Origin of the sequence: Verrucomicrobium sp. BvORR034, assembly GCF_000739635.1 — a bacterium.
Taxonomy (GTDB): Bacteria; Verrucomicrobiota; Verrucomicrobiia; order Verrucomicrobiales; family Verrucomicrobiaceae; genus Verrucomicrobium.
Window position 1 is genome coordinate 98,558 of sequence record NZ_BATQ01000163.1, and the last position, 17,800, is coordinate 116,357.

At 59.6% G+C, this 17,800-nt stretch carries 7 protein-coding genes; 1 reads left to right on the forward strand and 6 read right to left on the reverse strand.

Annotation, left to right across the window (positions count from 1 at the left end):
• Window positions 1-19: 19 nt before the first annotated feature.
• The gene (locus BV034_RS28525) at window positions 20-3,169 is read right to left on the reverse strand and encodes a DUF1553 domain-containing protein (RefSeq protein ID WP_050030350.1); all 3,150 of its coding nucleotides are present in this window, start codon (window positions 3,167-3,169) and stop codon (window positions 20-22) included.
• Window positions 3,170-3,238: 69 nt separating this feature from the next.
• Between BV034_RS28525 and BV034_RS28530 the strand changes: the two genes are divergently transcribed.
• The gene (locus tag BV034_RS28530; RefSeq protein WP_050030351.1) at window positions 3,239-5,170 is read left to right on the forward strand and encodes a glycosyltransferase family 39 protein; all 1,932 of its coding nucleotides are present in this window, start codon (window positions 3,239-3,241) and stop codon (window positions 5,168-5,170) included.
• Between the two features lie 40 nt (window positions 5,171-5,210).
• Here BV034_RS28530 and vccD read toward each other — a convergent pair whose 3' ends face one another.
• The 5 genes from vccD to BV034_RS28555 form a co-directional block, all read right to left on the reverse strand.
• Window positions 5,211-5,873, reverse strand: coding sequence for a Verru_Chthon cassette protein D (vccD, locus tag BV034_RS28535; RefSeq protein ID WP_050030352.1), 663 nt, complete (start codon window positions 5,871-5,873; stop codon window positions 5,211-5,213).
• 8 nt (window positions 5,874-5,881) lie between these two features.
• A complete protein-coding gene (vccC, locus tag BV034_RS28540) occupies window positions 5,882-7,123 on the reverse strand; it encodes a Verru_Chthon cassette protein C (protein WP_050030353.1) in 1,242 nt (413 codons plus the stop codon).
• A 50-nt stretch (window positions 7,124-7,173) separates the two neighbouring features.
• Window positions 7,174-7,695: a Verru_Chthon cassette protein B gene (vccB, locus tag BV034_RS28545; RefSeq protein ID WP_050030354.1), complete on the reverse strand. Its 522-nt coding sequence runs from the start codon at window positions 7,693-7,695 to the stop codon at window positions 7,174-7,176.
• A 42-nt stretch (window positions 7,696-7,737) separates the two neighbouring features.
• The gene (gene vccA / locus BV034_RS28550; RefSeq protein ID WP_050030355.1) at window positions 7,738-11,838 is read right to left on the reverse strand and encodes a Verru_Chthon cassette protein A; all 4,101 of its coding nucleotides are present in this window, start codon (window positions 11,836-11,838) and stop codon (window positions 7,738-7,740) included.
• 553 nt (window positions 11,839-12,391) lie between these two features.
• Window positions 12,392-17,581 carry an autotransporter-associated beta strand repeat-containing protein gene (locus tag BV034_RS28555; RefSeq protein WP_081888180.1) on the reverse strand — a complete coding sequence of 1,730 codons (5,190 nt, stop codon included), beginning with the start codon at window positions 17,579-17,581 and terminating at the stop codon, window positions 12,392-12,394.
• Window positions 17,582-17,800: the final 219 nt, after the last annotated feature.

The following is a 17,800-nucleotide window of genomic DNA, read 5'->3' on the forward strand; positions in this document are numbered from 1 at the left end:
AGGAAGAGAACAATGAAGGTCAGGGCTTCATGACACATTCGTCCATGGCCAGGAGCGCCCGGGTGACCAGCGTGGTGGCAGCGACTTCTACAGCTGGCAGTTTGCCATCCACTGCAGCCTCACCGTTTTTGCGGCGCAGATTGTCCGCATCCGCAGGTTGGCTGGCAAAGTGTTCGCGCTGCTCTTTGAGAAGCCCGGTGAGGAGCTCCACCTGCCAGTCCGCTGCATGACGGGAGGTGAGCAGCCGGTAACCCTTGCGAATCCGTCCAGCATCATCATTCGGAAACTCTCGGACCAGATTCTCCGCCAGCACGCGGGCAGACTCCAGAAACTGAGGGTCATTGAACAACACCAGTGCCTGCAACGGATTGGCACTGCGATCACGACGTGTCTTGCAAAACTCCCGGGTCGGAGCATCGAAGACGCTCATGGCAGGTGGCGGCAGGGTCCGACGCCAGAAAGTGTAAACGCTGCGACGGAACAGATCCGCCCCCTTGCTCTGACTGTAGCTGTGTTGAGTACCGGAGTCCTCCCAAAGGCCAGCAGGCTGGTAGGGCATCACCGGCGGACCGAGCAGACGGCGATCCAGCAGTCCACTAACTGCGAGAGCATTGTCGCGCAACTGTTCGGCCGTGAGGCGCTGACGCGGCCCACGGGCCAGCAGCTTGTTGTCCGGATCCTCCTTCAGCATTTCCACCCGCTGCGGCAGGGAAGACTGACGGTAGGTCGCACTCATCGCGATAAGCTTGCAGAGTTCCTTGGTATCCCAACCATTGTCCATGAACCAGAGCGCCAACCAGTCGAGCAGTTCCGGATGCGTGGGCAGCTGTCCTTGAACACCGAAGTCTTCACTGGTGCCCACAATGCCGCGTCCCATGAACATCTGCCAGACCCGGTTGACGTACACCCGGGAGGTCAGCGGATTGCGCCGGTCCACCAGCCATTTGGCCAGACCCAGGCGGTCTCGTGAAAACTCAGACGGGAACGGGAACACGCTGGAGGGAGTGTCGGGCTCCACCCGGTCTCCTTTGGCTTCGAAGTGCCCCCGATTGAGCACGTGAGTGGGGCGCCGTTCGCCGGGCATCTCCCGCATCACCATGATCTCCCTCATGCGGTTGGAGATCTCATTCTCCTCTTCACGGAGGGTTTTGAGTTCGGCGACCACCTTCTTGGAAGGAGCATCCGCTTCACGCTGCCACCACTGAAACCACTCACGGGGTTGATTCAACACGGCAGCACCGGCATCCAGACGCACTTCAACTGGAGAGAGCTCACAGCCATACACCTTGAAGTCATCCAGCAATGCGGCAGAGAGCGTGACGTCATTGTGCCTGCCCGCAAGAGTCAGCGTGGCGATCTCCACCATGTCTTTGCCCTCGTAGGAGTTGTCATACACAATGTCCTTGTAGAGATTGTCGCGCACGACTTCCTGATCTACTGGCTGGCCATTCACATAGATACGCATGCCTGAGGCCCGGCTGGAACCGTCATAGGTCACGGCGACATGCGTCCACAGATTGAGCGGCAGAGACTTCGTGGACCGCACCCGCACGGCGTTGCCTGGCCAGAAGTGGCAGAGGGCGAAGGAGGGTTTCGTATCCTCCAACAGGAGCTCGTATCCCATGGAGCCTGCATCCAGGCCGGCGCGGCTGTGATGCACTACGACAGCCCGCGCGAGAGGTTTCTCCAACTTCATCCAGACGGAGAACGAGAACGGATCCGTCCGGGAAAAGTCACCAGCGTTGGCGATGCTCAGGGAGTTGTCCCCCTGGAAGCGGATCGACTTCCCAACATGCCCGTCCATCAACTTCGTCTTAAGCCGCACCTTGCCCGGCTTGGATTCATCCGCCCGGTTGGCCAGCACCTTGTCATCGTTCAAAGACTCAAAGTCGAGATGAACTTGCGGCTTCACCGGTGTGACTGAGGAGTCCCGGGAGGCCATCCAGTGGGCGAACCGCTCGCGCGCAGACTCCTGCATGGCCTGACGTTGCTGCTCCTTGAGGTTGATCTGCAGCTTCAGCTCCGCGTGGCGGCGTTCATCATCGCCATCGTAGACAAACATGGACGGAGCCGGAATGTTCGAAGTGTAAACCGTGTACAGGCCGCACTCGTCAATGTTGTTGAGGAAGGCGGAGAGACTGTAGTAGTCCTTGGTGCTGATGGGATCGTACTTGTGATCGTGGCAGCGGGCGCACTCCATGGAGAGCCCGAGGAAGGCAATGCCATTGGTGTGGACACGGTCCGCCACAATGTCCTGGCGGAACTCCTCCTCATTGCTGCCCGCCTCATTGGACTGCTGGGGGAGGCGGTTGAAAGCCGTGGCCAGGTACATGTCCTGAGTTGGCGCAGGCAACATGTCTCCTGCCGTCTGCCAGGTGACGAACTGGTCGTAAGGAAGATTGTCGTTGAACGCCCGGATCACCCAGTCGCGATACGGCCAGGTCAGGCAATCATGATCTTCGTGGCGGCCGTAGGTGTCGGCAAAGCGGGAAACATCGAGCCACTCGATCGCCATTCTCTCGCCATAGGCACTGGAGGCCAGGAGACGATCCACCACCTTCTCATAAGCGTTCGACGCTGTGTCAGCGGCAAACTTGTCGAGCTCCTCCAGCGTGGGGGGCAGTCCCGTCAGGTCAAAGGTCACCCTGCGGAGCCACTCCTCGCGCTCAGCAGGCTTCGCTTGGGAGATTCCTGCCGCCACCAGAGGCTGCATTACAAAAGCATCGATCGGACTCTCTATGGCGATCTCGCGATTGGCGATTTCTGGCACGGGCACCGGCGCGGGTGGAATGAAGGACCAGTGCCGTTCATAGACGGCACCTTCAGCGATCCAGCGCTTGAAGAGATCGATCTGGGCAGCCGTCAGCTTCTTGTTCTCCTTCGGCGGAGGCATCACCTCATCTTCATCATGGGTCAGGAGCCTTTCGATGAACGAACTTTCATCTGGCTTACCGGGCACAATGACCTTGTTCAGAAGGGCGTTTTCACGGACGTCGAGACGCAGTTTTGCCTTTCGCTGCTTCTCATCCTGCCCGTGGCACTTGAGGCAGTGTTCCGCCAGAACTGGCTGAACCTGAAAGTTATAGCTAATCTTCTCCGCGGCGCTTGCGGTGAGTGGACCGAGTAACCCGGTCAGGAGAAGCAGAACTGATGGGCGGGGGAAAATCATGAAAACCGGTCCAAAAAAAGGCGCTGGACGCTAGCCGTGTCAGGCCAAAGTTCAAGCAGCAAGCCTGCCATGCCCAGACTCCGAAGCCTTCTCACTCTCCCCAACGTTTTTCGTATCGTCCTGCTGATCATCTGCGTTCAGGCCATTGGGCATCTGCGCGAGGAAAAGCCCCCGTGGAAATCTGCATGGGGACGCCATAAGGCCGAAGGCGTGGATCCGAGCTTCCGGGAACACGTGGCCACCGGACTCTGGTACGGTGCCGTGGCACGTGCCGGAATCGCGGGAGCCATCCTGCTGCTCTCACTGGGTTGGCGGAGGACGACCACGCCGGCCTCCACGAGCACACAAAAGCTGCTGGCGACCAGCGGGGCGGCGTCATCGCCATCACCTGTCGTCTTCTACAGTCTTCTGGGAGCCGTGCTGGCGGGGGCCCTGGCCATGCGAGCACCGCGGATGACTCACTCCCTCTGGGGCGACGAAGCTGACGCCTTGGCCACCTATGTGCACGGCATGTACAAGCCTCTGAAGAAGAAGGACCGGCAAGGTCCTGTGTACTTTGAGGGGGCCATCTGGCCACAGACCTTCTTCAGCGCCCGACATGGCCCAAACAACCATGTGCTCTTCAGTGCATCGAGTCGGCTCTGCCTTGAGGCCTGGCGGAAGATCACGAGCCGCAAGGACACGGAGTTCACGGAATGGGTGGCGCGGATCCCCAGCCTCATCGGTGGCCTCGTCTCCCTGGCGGGGCTGGCTCTGCTACTGCGACGGTGGGGCGTGCCATGGCTCGGCCTGCTGGCCACGCTCTTCATGGCGCTCCATCCGTGGCATGTTCGCTACTCGGCAGAGGCGCGGGGCTACGCGCTGGCCCTGGCCTTCTACCCCTTCCTGCTGCTGGCACTCTCGCATGCGCTTGATCAGGGCCGCTGGCGCGCGTGGCTGACCTTCGGGCTGCTGGAGTTCCTGATCATGTATTCCTGGGCAGGCATGGCCTACGCCATGGCCCTGCTCAATCTGGTCGCGATGGGGCTGATGGTTTCCAAGGCCGGTTGGGTCCAGCAAATGGTGCGCTGGGTCACGGTGAACCTCGTCGCAGCCATGCTGTTCATTTCCCTCTATGCGCCCCATGTGCCACAGATCGCAGAAGCCCACGAACGCCTGCAATGGCTGCGCGGCCTGCCCATGGATGCCGTCTGGTTTCACAATCTGGTGGCGGAATTCTTTACCGGCATCCCCTATCATCGCCAGATCGCAAGCAATCCGGGTGAAATCAGCTGGGAAGGCCTTATGCAGACATCACCGGTGCTGACCTATTCAGGCTTCGCCCTCATCATCCTTGCCTTTCTGACCGGTCTCGTCGGGCTGTGGAAGTGGCACCGGCAGCGGGCTCTACTGATCATCAGCACCTTCGCCGCGGTGGTGCTTTGCACCGTGCATTTCAAGTTCGGCATCAAGGACGAGCTTCGCTCCTGGTATCTCATCTTCGCCCTGCCCGCCCTCAGCATCACGGTAGCCTTCGGCATGTCTCTGCTGGGCAGGTGTCTCTGCCAGTTGTTTCGGGTGCGCGAAGTTGCCATCACCGCAGGGGTCACCATCAGCCTCTTGATCATCGCGGCCGGCTCACTATGGGCCATGAACTGGAGCCAGATGCACCTCCCCTTTGAGGACTACCGCGGGGTGCTGGCGGCCTCACGGGAGAAACACGAGAGCTTCTCTCCCAAGGCCACTTCCAATGTGCTCATGTGCTGGCTGTGGCGCTACAGTGCCGTCTATGACCCGCGAGGGGAGATTCAAGTGCGTTCAGGACCGGGCCTGCGGGCGAGGATGGAGGAAATAAAATCCAAGAAAGGCGAGCTCTACATGGTGGTGGGCTTCCGGACCCTGGCAGAATCCTCGAATGCCGAGATCATCGCCATGGTGGAGGACCCGGCACTCTTCGAGAAGGTGCGCCTTTTCCCCTCCCGCCAATCCATTCAGATGATGGAGCTCTATCGCATGCGATAGTTTGCATCGTCACCTCATCTCATCGCAACCGCCACGATGTTCAATAAACCGTGGCCCGGGTGTTAAACGGATCAATCAAGACCGCCCGGTAGTTGTCCGCAGGCACTTCCGTGTCTGCTGAAGCCGGACCATGCTCGGCCACAAACACCACCGCCCAGGTACGGTTCGCGGCGTTCCATTTCAGGGAATTGGAGCCGTTGGGCCGGACTTCCACCTCGATGAAACGGTAGCTGTGCCCAATGCCCGCGGTCAACTCAGGGTCCTTGTTGGCATCGGCACTCTGCGTTCCCTTGGTCAAGGCCGCCTGGTTGAAGATGGTGGAGAACTGCTCACGCTCATTGATGATGACCCCGCTGTCCATGCGGTGGAGTTCGGTGACCGCCTTCATCTCCCCTTCGTCCGTACGACGGAGGGTCTGCCAGCTGCGCCACTTTACCTCCGTGCCAGGCTGGGAAGGGTCCGCATGCTCGTAGAACCGCAACACCACCGGGTGATTGTTCTTCACGCTTTCCAGGAGCGCATTGTGGACGTCACCAGCGAGATTGATGGCCTCGGTCTTGAGCTTCTGCGCCGTCTGGCTGCCCACAGAACCCATTCCCGTGAGAGCAAGCAGAAGACCAACGATGCCGATGACAACCAGCATCTCGATGAGGGTAAAGGCCTGCCTGCTGGCGGCCCGGATAGCAAGTGGGTGCCGTTTCATAGGGTGATTCATGGGTTCGTCGATGCCGTGGCGGGAAGGTCCGCGTCGGTGGTCCATTTGGCCGACCTTAATTCGACCGAGGATGAAAAAATCCGGTAGGCAACTCTGTCGCCTGCCAGCATGGATTCCAGATTGGCAAGGTCTGTTCTCAGAGTGCCTTCATAGCTCGAAGAATTGCGGTTGGTCACCGTCCCCACAGACTGGAAGTGGGTGCGGACATATTCCAGGTACTTGGATTCGTCTCCACCGCCTTCCAGGTAGTTTCCCCAGCTGGCATCGTCCAGAGCGACGAGCGTCACCTCAAGCACCGGCGGAAGTTGATGCCGGGAGGCCTGGATAAGCTGCGTGCCATTGCGATCCGTCCCACTGTTCGTGGGAGTGGCCATCTGGAACTCGCGGGAGTCATAGAAATAACTCGGGGCCACATCGTAGTCGCACGCACTTCCCACCCCCTGGGTGGGCACCCGGGGGCTGATGATCAGCGCCAGGATGTTGCGGGCCAGCACCCGGGAGCCCGTGTTGATGTCACACGTCACGGGCGGGTTCACGCCCCCCACCGTGCCGTCACGGAACCAGCTGTAGAGTCCGGCAGAGGCGGTCTGGGTGGCGAGCAGAGGCTTCAAGTCCGTCCCCTGCAGGAAGACCGGGAGCGACTCTGAAGGCTGACGGAACTCCATGAGCGAAAAGGTGTTCCGCTCGGGATTCCGACCATTGGGCCCACTGTCCTTTCTCAGGAACTCCGGCCGGTCGGCCAGATCGCTGCGGTACTGCACATAGAATCCCCAGCCATTCAGCAGTTCCTCCATGTTGTCGTAGGCGGCAGAGGCACTGGTGCCGCCCACCTCCTGGCCGGCGAAGCCCATCGGAGCCTGGAAGAAGATCGCATGGCCACAGGTGTTGTTGACCGTCTGGAGCAATCCCTGTCCTCCGGAAGTCTTATGCGAAGGCCCGGTCACGAAGTGCAGGTCCGAGTAACGCTGGTACCGCGTGGGCGTGGTGGGGTTGTCGTAGTCCCACACGGAATTCAGCGTCGCCTGGGAAAGGCGTCGTGTAATTGCCTCGAACGCGATCCGGGCTTCCCGGAACTCCTCCACCCGGTTTCTCGCCCCAGTCCAGATGACCTGGGTCTGGAACACCGTCTGCAACAGCACCCCCATGAGGAGAGCCACCACAGTCATGGACACCAGCAACTCCACCAGGGTGAAGCCGTGGCTACGGGCACGGGGCGAAAGATAGGAGCGAGTCATCATTCTGTCAGTCAGGGTTGGGCTAGCTCAAGCCGGAAGAGCAGCAGGGCAATTCAGAGCGATGCGGCGGCCGGACCGGCCACTTCCGTCTTCTCCATCCGCACGACGGTTACTGCACGCTTCCAGACGCGGCGGGGATCGCTGAAGGGATCCGTGCGCGGGCTGTCACTGATGGCAACCGTCGCCTGCCGGAGGAATCCATTGCGGGCATTCCCAGGAAGATCCACTCCGGAGACATTGCCCGTGGTGTCTGGGGACACCTGCACGGTATAGATGCTGTTCACTGCATCCACCTTTCCACCCTGCACGGGGTCGCCGCCGGCGTCGAACTTGTAGGTGATGGCGGACGCATTGTTCGCCCACTCGTCAAAGTCACGCATCTGCAGGTCCTGGGAGATCCAGCGGAGGATTCGCGCGGTGGCCATCTGGTTCGATGAAGCACGCATCTGGTCCATGCCGGCGGGCAGCAGGGAGATCAGCAGCACCACGGTGGTGGCGGCGATGCCAACGGCCAGGACTACTTCAACCAGGCTGAAGCCCCGGCTTCGAAGGGGGCGGCGGGTGATGAGTTTCATAGGGCGGGATATCGGGGTTCAGTTGGGGTGGGTTCAGTCTTCTCAAGGGGCAAACTTGCGGTTCTGGATGACGCGAAGACGGTAGTAGCGGTCCAGGCTGTAATTGGGATTGGCAAACTCGGAGGCACTGGCCATGTCTGGCATGTTCCGGTCGCCAGGATCGATGTAGCGCTCGAAGATCGAGGACCCACGCTGTTCCGCGGCCATCTGGTCCTTCTCTTCATCCCACACGGTGGGGTCCGTGCTGCGGGCCTTGCGCAGAAGCTGCACCTTGTAGTGCACCTGGAAGACGTTGGACTTGGTCGTCAGGCGTGGGTAGATGTCGTTGTAGGGGCTCTCACGCGCGTTGTCTCCAGTCAGCGTCATCTTGCGCCACCAGAGCACGGAGCTGGAATAAGTGGGCACCGCCGGAGCATTGGGGTGATAGGTCGCCCCTTTCAACGCCGAAGGTACGAGGAATATGTCACAAATCTCAGAGGCGGAGCGGAAGACATCCCCTGCCTGAAAGCGCATTTCAAAACCACGCAGAGTGCCGGTGGTGGCATCCAGGTTGATGTCATAGCGGAAGTCGTACGGGCACTTGTTCAGCCCCTTGTAGTTGTCCGAGTTTCCCATCGTTTTGTCTGCCGCCAGATCGGGCGGCAGGGCGGTGATGCGGGTGTTCTTCAAGACCGCATGCAGACCCGTGCGGCGCTTGATGTAGCGGAAGGGGTAGATCTCCGTGTTCATGTTGATCTTGCCTCCCGTGGAAAAGGGTTCGCTGATGGCACCGGGCTCCGCCACGGGCATCCAGAACCAGTCCAGATACAGGTGGTCCTTGGGAGAGCCAAATCCAAAGTGATCCTGCACGTTGGGCAGCGCGGTGGAACTCGTCTGGCGGGAGGCGGGATTCGCGCAGAAGAGAAGCGTCTGCCAGGGACGGGATGCCTTTACTCCTGTGGGCAGTGCGCCAAACGTTACCGGAGACGCGATCTGGCGGTTCGGGGTAAAATTCGTGTCCGTGCCATCACTGGGGTCATATCCGTAGGAGTAGAAACCTCCGCCGTTGTATTTGAAGCTGGCAAGAATGGGGTATCTGAGGAAAGGACCGTCGGAGAAGATGCCCACCCCCGTCTCCCAGTCCCCGGGGCGGTTGTCGGCATTCAAAGCCGCCGCAAGCCCCTTGGGCACAATGGGAACCGCACTGGGGCCATATTTGATTCCTGAAACCAGGTAACCGGCCCGGGAGATGTTGGTCGGCCGGTTGGCGTTCGATGCGATGCCGGTCAGGGCGATATCGGCATCCGTCGTGTTCGGCGTGGGGTTGTAACCCACTTGACCCAGCAGGTTCCACCGGTCTTCACGAAGCGAGCATCCGTCGCGATCCGCATAGTTGGAGCTGCTCCACTTGGTGTTTTTGGAGAACCAGCTTGAGGGCACCTCAGGGGTGGCGGCAAGCAGACGGAAATCTCCTTTGCTGGGCCCGGCCGGATTGAGCTGCACGGCGCGCACCACATCCTCCTTGTTGATCAGGGTGAAGCGGTGGTCCTTCCAATAACCCATGCTGGTGTACAGCGGACCGCCAAATTTTCCCGCAGGTGCGGCGGGATAGTTGTAGTCGCTGTTGATGCTCAGCCGCTTGAGGCGTTGGGCGAAGGTCCGCCGTTCCTTTCCTTCCAGCGAGGCCGCATCCTTGGTGGTGCTGGTGTTGGTACCGTCAATGTTGTCATCGTCCATCTTCGGGCGCGGGAAGACGTGAGTGCCTGAAAAGTCCATGGTCAGCTTCTGGATGAGCTCGCCGCCGCTTTGGGGGCTGTCCGTCACGGTCCGCAGTTCAATCGTGATGTTGCTGCCGGTGAAGGTCATCTTGGTGGGGTCATCTCCCAAAGGCACCGACACCTGGTCAGAGAAGAACGGGTAGTCGACTTTCTCATCGCCACCTGGTTTGACCGGATTCTTGAAGCCGTTCAGATCCTTCATCAGCAGCACCAGAAGATTCTGGTAAGCCTGGCAGGACCCCCATCCGCCGGATGTGGTATTGGTGTTGAGACGCGTCGTGGCGCTGTTGACGAAGCCCATGGGTGCGGTCGGCGGGTTGGACGTGGAGGCCAGCACCGGTCCAAGACGGAACCCGTCCATGCCTGTGATCTTCACACGGTAACGAGGAGACAACTGCGGCTCCCCGGGCATGAGGCGCAGGAAGTTGAGCAGGAGAAAGCACTCCACCTTGGTCACGCGCTTCTCCGCATCCTTCTCCGTACCCGTGAAGACCAGCGCCGCCTCTGTGAGAGTCGGAAACCTCCCGAAGCCCTTGCAGGCTTTGCCGTTCAGGTCAAGGCGAAGCGGCACTACGTAGCTTTCACCAAGGACCCCATTAGGTCCGCCCGTGCCGGGATAGCTGTACTTTGGTGCCAGGGCCTTGGACAACATGTTCGGGGCCGAGCGAACGTAGTCGAAGGTCTCGGTCAAAATCTGGTCGGAGTCGTCTGCGTATTTCTGGGCAAAGTTCCCGCCGAACCCAGGAATGTTGGTTCCGGCCATCTTCTGCATATAGCTGACAATCGACCGGTTCCGGGTCATGCTGGCCTCGGTATAATCATTCGACAAATAATGGGCGCTGGTGAGCTGGTTTTGTGTGTTGTCGAGGGCGTTCGAACTGGCCCGCTGGAAATAGAAGGGACGCTTGTTGGCCGTGGAGGCGAAAGCGATCATGTTGTCCACTGCATTGCGATGCGCAGTGTTGAAATTGATGGGCCAGATGGAGAGGCGGGGCTTGTTGAAAAGGTTCACCTCGGGAGCCCGGCTGTGGGCGGTGAGAAAAAATCGGGTTTTGGAAAGAACATCGGAGTTGATGGCACCCACCCCGACATTGGTGCGGGCGGGGTTGAAGATCAGCTCATCTGGGGAGGCATAATAGCGGTCTGCATCACGGGGATTCGCAGGGACGGAATTGTTACTGGTCGTGAATGCCGTGCCCCCTCTCGTGCCCCCCATGGCAATCCGCGGTGACAGTTTGTAGTAGGCATCCAGTTGGGTGGCGTATTCCGTGGCTTCTGCAGCGAGATGCGGAGACTTGTTCATCGGCAGCCAGGGGCCGAACACCGCGCTCATGCTGGTGCGGCTGGGATGTCCCGGGTATCGGGTGAACTCATCCCGCACCAGCAGGCTGGTGGCGAACCCGTAGGGGGCGGTGGCCGCGGCGCTTAGCGAAGCCGCGTTGCCGCGTTCGATGTTGGTGTTGCCAAGGGGGAGATCCCAGAACGCTCCCTCGCCCGCCGTGTTGATGTTCACTTTGGACGATTCGTCGTCCGTCCAGAAGGCGATCCGGCCGGTGACGGGGTTGTCCACCGTGGCACCAGGCACGGACACCTTCATACCATCCGCACCGCTCTCGGTGCCAGCGCTCATCGTGCCGTCCTGCAGGACATAGATCCAGCGCACCGGCATCGGAAGCGGGTTGGACGGGTTGCTGCCAGTGGCAGGAGCCAGGACAAGCTTTTCCAGTCCTGTACCCGAGCTCAAGATTTCAGCTCCCGCAACCCTGGCCTGGTTCCCAACCGCCGCAGCTTGATCCTTGAACCCTTCGGGATCAACAATCGGATAGACCGGCTGGATCCCCTTTCCTGAGCTATCACGGCTGGTATAGACGGGGGCATTCAGATCGGTGAACAACGCCTTCTTCTCATGCCACTGGTCCGGAAGCTCGTCGGTCGCATTGATGTCCGGGGACATCCCCCCGGCATTTGGTTGCACCTCCATTTGGGCTGCGGAATAAAGCTTGAAAGCACGGTCCATCTTAGTGCGCTGCGTGGTCGGATCCACATCCTGGCCGAACACGCGAATCATGCCCGGCTGTGATGCCCAGGTCTTGGTGCTGCCGTTGTTCTCCGTCGCCTTGCGCACCTGGGCGATGACGATGTTAAGCGGCAGGTCTGCCAGCAACCGGGCTTCCTCCCCCTTCGCATAAGATCCGCTGGCGCGAGTCTCTGTATGCACCATGGAGAGAAACCCCGTCACCAGCAGGACAAGCAAGGCGACGACGCTCAATACCATGATCAAGGCGACCCCCGACTGACGGCGGCGGATGTTCCCTGCCTTGAAGAATTTTCTTCCGGCTTCGTAAGCCTTTTTTGTCGGCAGAAAAACAAACTCAAAGTTTTTCATTGTGAATCAGTGGGCGTTTCGTTAGTCTCGAAAAAAGCTGAAAAGAATTCAGCAAGCATTCCAAGCGGAGTTGGGTTGGATGAAAGCTAGGAGCATGCCGCTCATGCCAAACAGGGCACGGGACAGATTCGCAAATTGCGCATTCGCATTCGCTTTTGACGCATCACCAGGAAACCAGCACGGCACCTTCTTCGATGCAAAAAGCGCTGTTTTCTCAGGGGAAACTGGGCAGAATCCGCCCTCACCTATAGGAAACAACATACCCACAACAAATCGGAACACTTGTCCGATATACCGGACATCGGGATTGTGGCACTTGGACTGTGGGTTGTTTCTCATGAGATCATCCGGGATGCCCGGAGGGCACTGATTGAGTCACCCGATCACGCGGGATGCTCTGTCACTAGGCTGACGAACCAGCTTTCCCGATTCCGCGAAGCCAGCGTCACGTAGAATTGAACAACAAAATGCCGTCATGTGGCGAGATGTCTGGATTCCCGAAGTGCGAAAGATCATTCTCAAATGATGCATTAGACCACCTGTTACACGTTGATCATCCGCGACTTGCGACGCTTCCCGCTGGTGTATTTACTTTTCGTTTTCTGCGGACCAGGGCCAGTCCACAAGCCAGAGAAAGCAAGACCATCCGCCCCGGTTCGGGGACCACAGTCACGGAAATGACACCCGTTTCCGCGAGCAGGCTGGTGTCCCACTTGAGGCCTTCTGCCAGGGTGGGAAGCTCAAAGTTGCTGAAGCTTCCAGTGATGCCGCTGATCGCCACATTGGTCCAGTCAATCAACTGCCAGGAATCTCCCTCGTTCCAGTTCAAGGCATCAGATGTAGCATCATTCACCTTGAGCGTGCCGCCGAGCTGGACAGAGCCGGTGGCATTGAACTTCAGCACATCTCCATAGAGCTGCCCGTGTGCACTTCCCAGCGTGTCGTCTTCCTGGCCAAAGATGTCGAAGACCAGCACACCATTGAAAATCACCGCCCCCGTACCGGTGCCGAGATGGAGATTGAGATCCGAGGTGAACAGGTCGTCGCCGTTGTTTCCAATGCTCAGGATGCCATTGATGGTGATGTTCGCATTCGTAGTGTTGACTGCGCCACGCCCGGCAAGGGTGGCTCCCGCTGCGATGGTGACCTGACCCGTGCCGGTGGCGCTGCCGGTGAGCGTATTCACCAGGAGCGTACCCGCGTTGATGTTGGTGCCACCGCTGTAGCTGTTGGCATCATTGCTAAGCTCCATCGTGCCGGCGCCGCCTTTATTCAGCGATCCCGAACTGGTGATCCGCCCGCTGATGACAAGGTCAGCATCCGAGTTTCCCGTGATATCCTGTACCGTCCAGTTGGCAGCCGCCACATGGCTGACAAGCGTGCTGATCACCGACGCGGTCGCGCTGCTTCCTGTGACCTGCCAGTTGGTGGCGTTGGAGGCTCGAACCTCGTCTATCCCATTCACATTGCCGCCGTTCTGAAGCGTCAGGTTGTTGAAGTACTGCTCCTCATTGATTGTGAGCAGGCCGCCATTGACCACAACGGAGTCTGACATCCCGCCGTTGCTGCCTCCCAAAGCATGAGTGGAGGCCAGAACCAGACTGCCCCCGGCGTTAATCGTGATCGTGCCGTTCCCCTCCAGACGATTGCCCCCAAAGCTGCCTCCGTTCACAGTGACGACGCCGCTGTTGACGATGAAACTGGTCGGCAACAGGGTGAAGGCGGAGATGGTCATGTTGCCCGCCCCGTTCTTGATCAGGGTGCCCGAACTCCCGGTGGCAAACGCCCGGTCCAGCGTGACAAGATCGGAACGATTGTAAACCAGCGTCCCTCCCGCCGACACGGTGATGGCATTGGTTCCACCCAAGGCGCCGGTGGTGCCGCCATCCCCAACCGCCAGGGTGCCGCCACTGACAGTGACCGTGCCCGTGTACACATTGGCACCAGTCAGCACCCATGTTCCGGCACCCGTCTTGCTCAGGGATGTGACTCCGGTCCCGTTGTTTCCAATGATCCCGGCGAAGGTGTTGGCTCCTGTATTGCTCCCCCCAAGGGTGAAGGTCCGGGCTGTATCTGTCCCGGACAGGGTGATCGCATCCAGGGCGGAAAGCGTGAGCGTTCCCGCACCTGAGGATTCAATCCCTCCTCCTGCGGTGCCGACCGTGAAAAGACGATCAATGGCAATACTGGCACTGCCTGCATAACGCAGCACCCCGCCATTGAGCACAAGGTTCGTGGCTGCACTTCCTGACATACCGATGGAACTTGCGACTCCACCATTGGCCAGGACGCTCACCTCCAGAGCGCCGCCCGTCACGGTGGTGATCCCGGTGTACGTGTTCACGCCAGTGAGAATTTGCGTCCCCGTTCCGCTCTTGGTCAGGGCCAGCGTACCGGCGTCAAAGGTGTCATTCTCCAGCACTCCCGAGAAGGTCCCGGAACCATTGCCCGCCCCCACAGTCAGGGTGCGGGAGGAAACAGCGCCTCGCACCCGACCGTTCCCCGTGAGGGCGTTGATGGATTCCGCCGCGTTCAAGCGCAGAACGGCAAACTCCTCAATGTGCACATTGGAGCTGTCGTTGATCCGGTTCCCGCTGTTGATTTGAAGCAGGGTGTAGTTGTCTGACGTGCCACTTTTGATCACCCAGTTGCCGACGAATCCGTTGGCGTCCCCACTCAGGATGACACGATTGCCCGCCTGCCCTTTCCCAACCAGGGTGCTGGTCACGTTGGCGGGTTGGATCAGGCCGTTTTCCACCGTGATGGTGAGTCCCGCTGCCCCGGTGATGGCACCGGAGAACGTGGTGCTGTCGTGGGCACCTGAACGGAGGATGACGTCATCGTTCAGGGTGATGGAGCCGCTGAAGGCTCCCGACCGCGTCACTACATTGACGGTAGAACCCAGGGTGCCTATCACGGCCGTGGTTCCGGCAGTCACTGGACCAATGTTGATCGCGTTCGCGAACGTAATATTGGAGCCGGCTCCCATGGGATCGATGAAAAGCTCGAGGGCACCAGCGGTGGTCGAGCCATCACCCAAGGTCACCGTCCCTGCACCAAGAGCGGTCGCACTGCGGGCCACCACCCGTCCCTGGCGGATCAATGTGCCGCCTGTATAGGTGTTTGGACCCGTGAAGGTTGCCGTTGAAGTGCCCGACTTGAGAACCGTGGTGATGCCGGAGATGAAGTTCCCCGTGCCCCCGGTGAAGGTGTAGTTCTTGGAGCTGGAATTGATGACCACAGAAGCAGGGCGCAGTTCGCCGGTCAGCACGATGTCGGTGGTGGTCCCCGTTTCATCAAAGGTGACGACATCCCCCCAATAGAAGGCATCAGCCTGGGAGGCGTTCCACCGGTTGACTCCGCCGCCCACCTGCCATTGGCCACCACTGGTTCCATTCCAAAGAAGGGTCTTGGTGCCGAGATCCATCGTGACCGTGCCCAAAGTATCCACAAGACTGAAGGAACGATAGTTCTGCTGCCCAGCAAAGGTCAGATTACCCAGTCCGGTCAAGGTTCCACCGTAGGCAAACAACTTGATCGGCTGCCCCACAACGGTGGCAGGGACGGCAAATTCCAGGGAAACGGTGCCATTAAACGCCACATTGCCCGTCACGCTCAATGCTCCTCCGGTGACCGGATTGATCTGAAACACTGTCCCGGCAACGCTGCCCATCACAAGGCTTCCAATTGAACCCTCTCCACCGAACACCGCCCCATCTGAAACATTGATGGCGGCCGACTGATGGTTCCCCGTCACAAGCAGGGTGCCGGCAGTGTGGGAGATCGTGCCAGAGTAAGTCCCAGTGCCAGAGAACACCGTCGTGCCAGCCCCAGTTTTGGAAACCGCACCGGTGCCAGTGAGTCCAGCTGCAATGGTCTGGGTGCCCGACGCAGCGCTAAAGGTCAACACCCCGCCACCAGCAGAGTCTGACACTTGAATGCGACCAGCCCCGTCAATGGACGTTGATACGGTCACTTGAAACCCATTGGTATCCACCGTGGAAACGGTGTCTGCGACTGTTGACATGGTGGCAGCCCAAGTCGAGGCAGCCGTCGCTTTCATGCTGCCTCCAGACAGGTAAATGACATCCGTAACATTGCCTGCCGCAGTGCCTCCTGCGCCGACCTCCACCACCCCATTGTTCAGAACCGTCAGGGTGTTCACCGATGCGGCGTCGGGTGAACGGATGTCCAGTTGAATTCCGAACGCCTTCAACGTCGCGGTTCCGGTTCCACCGCCCACAGTCATGGTGCCAAGGCCATCCCATCCCACGTTGATGAACCGGTCCGATCCTGAGTTCGCGGAAAGTGCGGTGGCGTCCAGCACGCCCCCCGAAAGATTGTACGCGCTCCCCGGATTGCTGCCATTGGACCAATGCCCCACCCTGAAGCCGCTGCTGCCACTCAAAACGGTCACGAGTCCCCCAGTTTGATTGACGGTGCCGGAGTTGTTGGAAGTCGCGCCGATGTTAAAGAACAAGGTGCTCAACGATGAGCCCGCCCCGATATTGAGGGTGCCCCGGTTGGTGGCCGATTGAAGCCCCATGATCACGGAATTCACCACCACATCCGTGCCGTTTAGCATGTTGACGGTTCCACCTGAAACTCTGAAGGTCCCCAGTGTCGTGCTCGATCCAATGTCCAGATCGAGATTCAAAACGGCCGCGGCGTCGGTTGGGTTGTACTCGAGAATCGATCCTGCGGCACCGAAGGTGATGCTCGTCGGCAGGATTGCGGATGCGCTCGTCACGTCAGTGCGGCGGATATAGAGGCTGGAGGTCCCGTTGATGGTGATGGAGGTGGCGTCCTTGAGCGACCCCAGATTGCCATTGTTTCCCACAGACAAGGTTCCCGCACTGACGACCACCGCCCCTTTCAACGAGCTGTTGGTTTCTATGACCAGATTGCCCGCCAGGTTACTGAGAGTGCCCGTATAGCCAGCCAGATTGCCTGTCAGGATCAGCCGGCCGCCGTCCGTATGATTCAAAGCCCCGCTCCCGCTCAATGTCCCGGAGAGGGTGAGGGTGCTGGAGCCGTAGTTGCGAATCGTGCCGCCGGTTGAACCGACGACAACGTTGTTTGCAAGCGTGAGTGCACCACTAACCGTGTGCAAAATCCCTCCGCCATTGGTCAGGGTGACAGCATTGCTTCCCAGTGAATTCACTGAGGTGACCTCGACCAGGCCACCCGTGATGGCGATTCCCCCAGAAAGTCCACTGTTGTCACCGCTAAGTACCAGACGGGCGCTGTTGCCCCCTCCACTGGCAGTGAGGTTCCCGTGGGCGTTGATGCTTAGCCCGCCAGTGCCCGTCAAGTTGCTGCCGATCGTCATCACCGTCGAGTTCGTGGCCCCCACCGCGGAGGAGTCGATGATGCCCAACAGGGATCCAAAGGCGATCGTTCCTCCGGTGAGTGTCAGGTTGTTGGCCCAGGTGGCGCCAAACGTGATGGACGTGGGAGCAACCACGCCGGTCACCGTGATGCTCGTGTCCGTCGTGTTGTTAAACACCGCGGCATTCCCGTTGACCCAGGAAGAAAGCACCGTCCCGCTGTCCACGAACCAGTTGGCATCGCCCGTCGTACTCCAGTTGTTGGTCGCGCCACCGGTCTGCCAGGTGTAGGTCGCAGCATTTAGCGGGGTGGCGGGATCAAAGGTAAGAAGCAAGGCGGTCACTATTCCCGCAAACTGGAAACATCTTCCTGCATACCGGAAAACGAAGTCGCGACTAAGGGATTTCTTCATGCTGGGGGGCGTCGTGGTGAAGGGGGTCAGTTGCCAGCTTGCGCAACGCAAGTGCTCATCCTGCCTTGAATGCAGGAGCAGGACCGAGCATGCTTTGGCTCAAGTTGGAATGCGGAATGGAGCATCACGACGGACCGGATGAACGCTACTAGCGTGCCCCGCCGTGCACCTGGCGCTTCGCATTGAGCGCACTCGCATTCCCGAATCACGCACGTCGAA

Coding starts and splice junctions, on each gene's coding strand:
- BV034_RS28525 (WP_050030350.1), bottom strand. CDS start 3,169: ATGATTTTCCCCCGCCCATCAGTTCTGCTTCTCCTGACCGGGTTACTC.
- BV034_RS28530 (WP_050030351.1), top strand. CDS start 3,239: ATGCCCAGACTCCGAAGCCTTCTCACTCTCCCCAACGTTTTTCGTATC.
- vccD (WP_050030352.1), bottom strand. CDS start 5,873: ATGAAACGGCACCCACTTGCTATCCGGGCCGCCAGCAGGCAGGCCTTT.
- vccC (WP_050030353.1), bottom strand. CDS start 7,123: ATGATGACTCGCTCCTATCTTTCGCCCCGTGCCCGTAGCCACGGCTTC.
- vccB (WP_050030354.1), bottom strand. CDS start 7,695: ATGAAACTCATCACCCGCCGCCCCCTTCGAAGCCGGGGCTTCAGCCTG.
- vccA (WP_050030355.1), bottom strand. CDS start 11,838: ATGAAAAACTTTGAGTTTGTTTTTCTGCCGACAAAAAAGGCTTACGAA.
- BV034_RS28555 (WP_081888180.1), bottom strand. CDS start 17,581: ATGAAGAAATCCCTTAGTCGCGACTTCGTTTTCCGGTATGCAGGAAGA.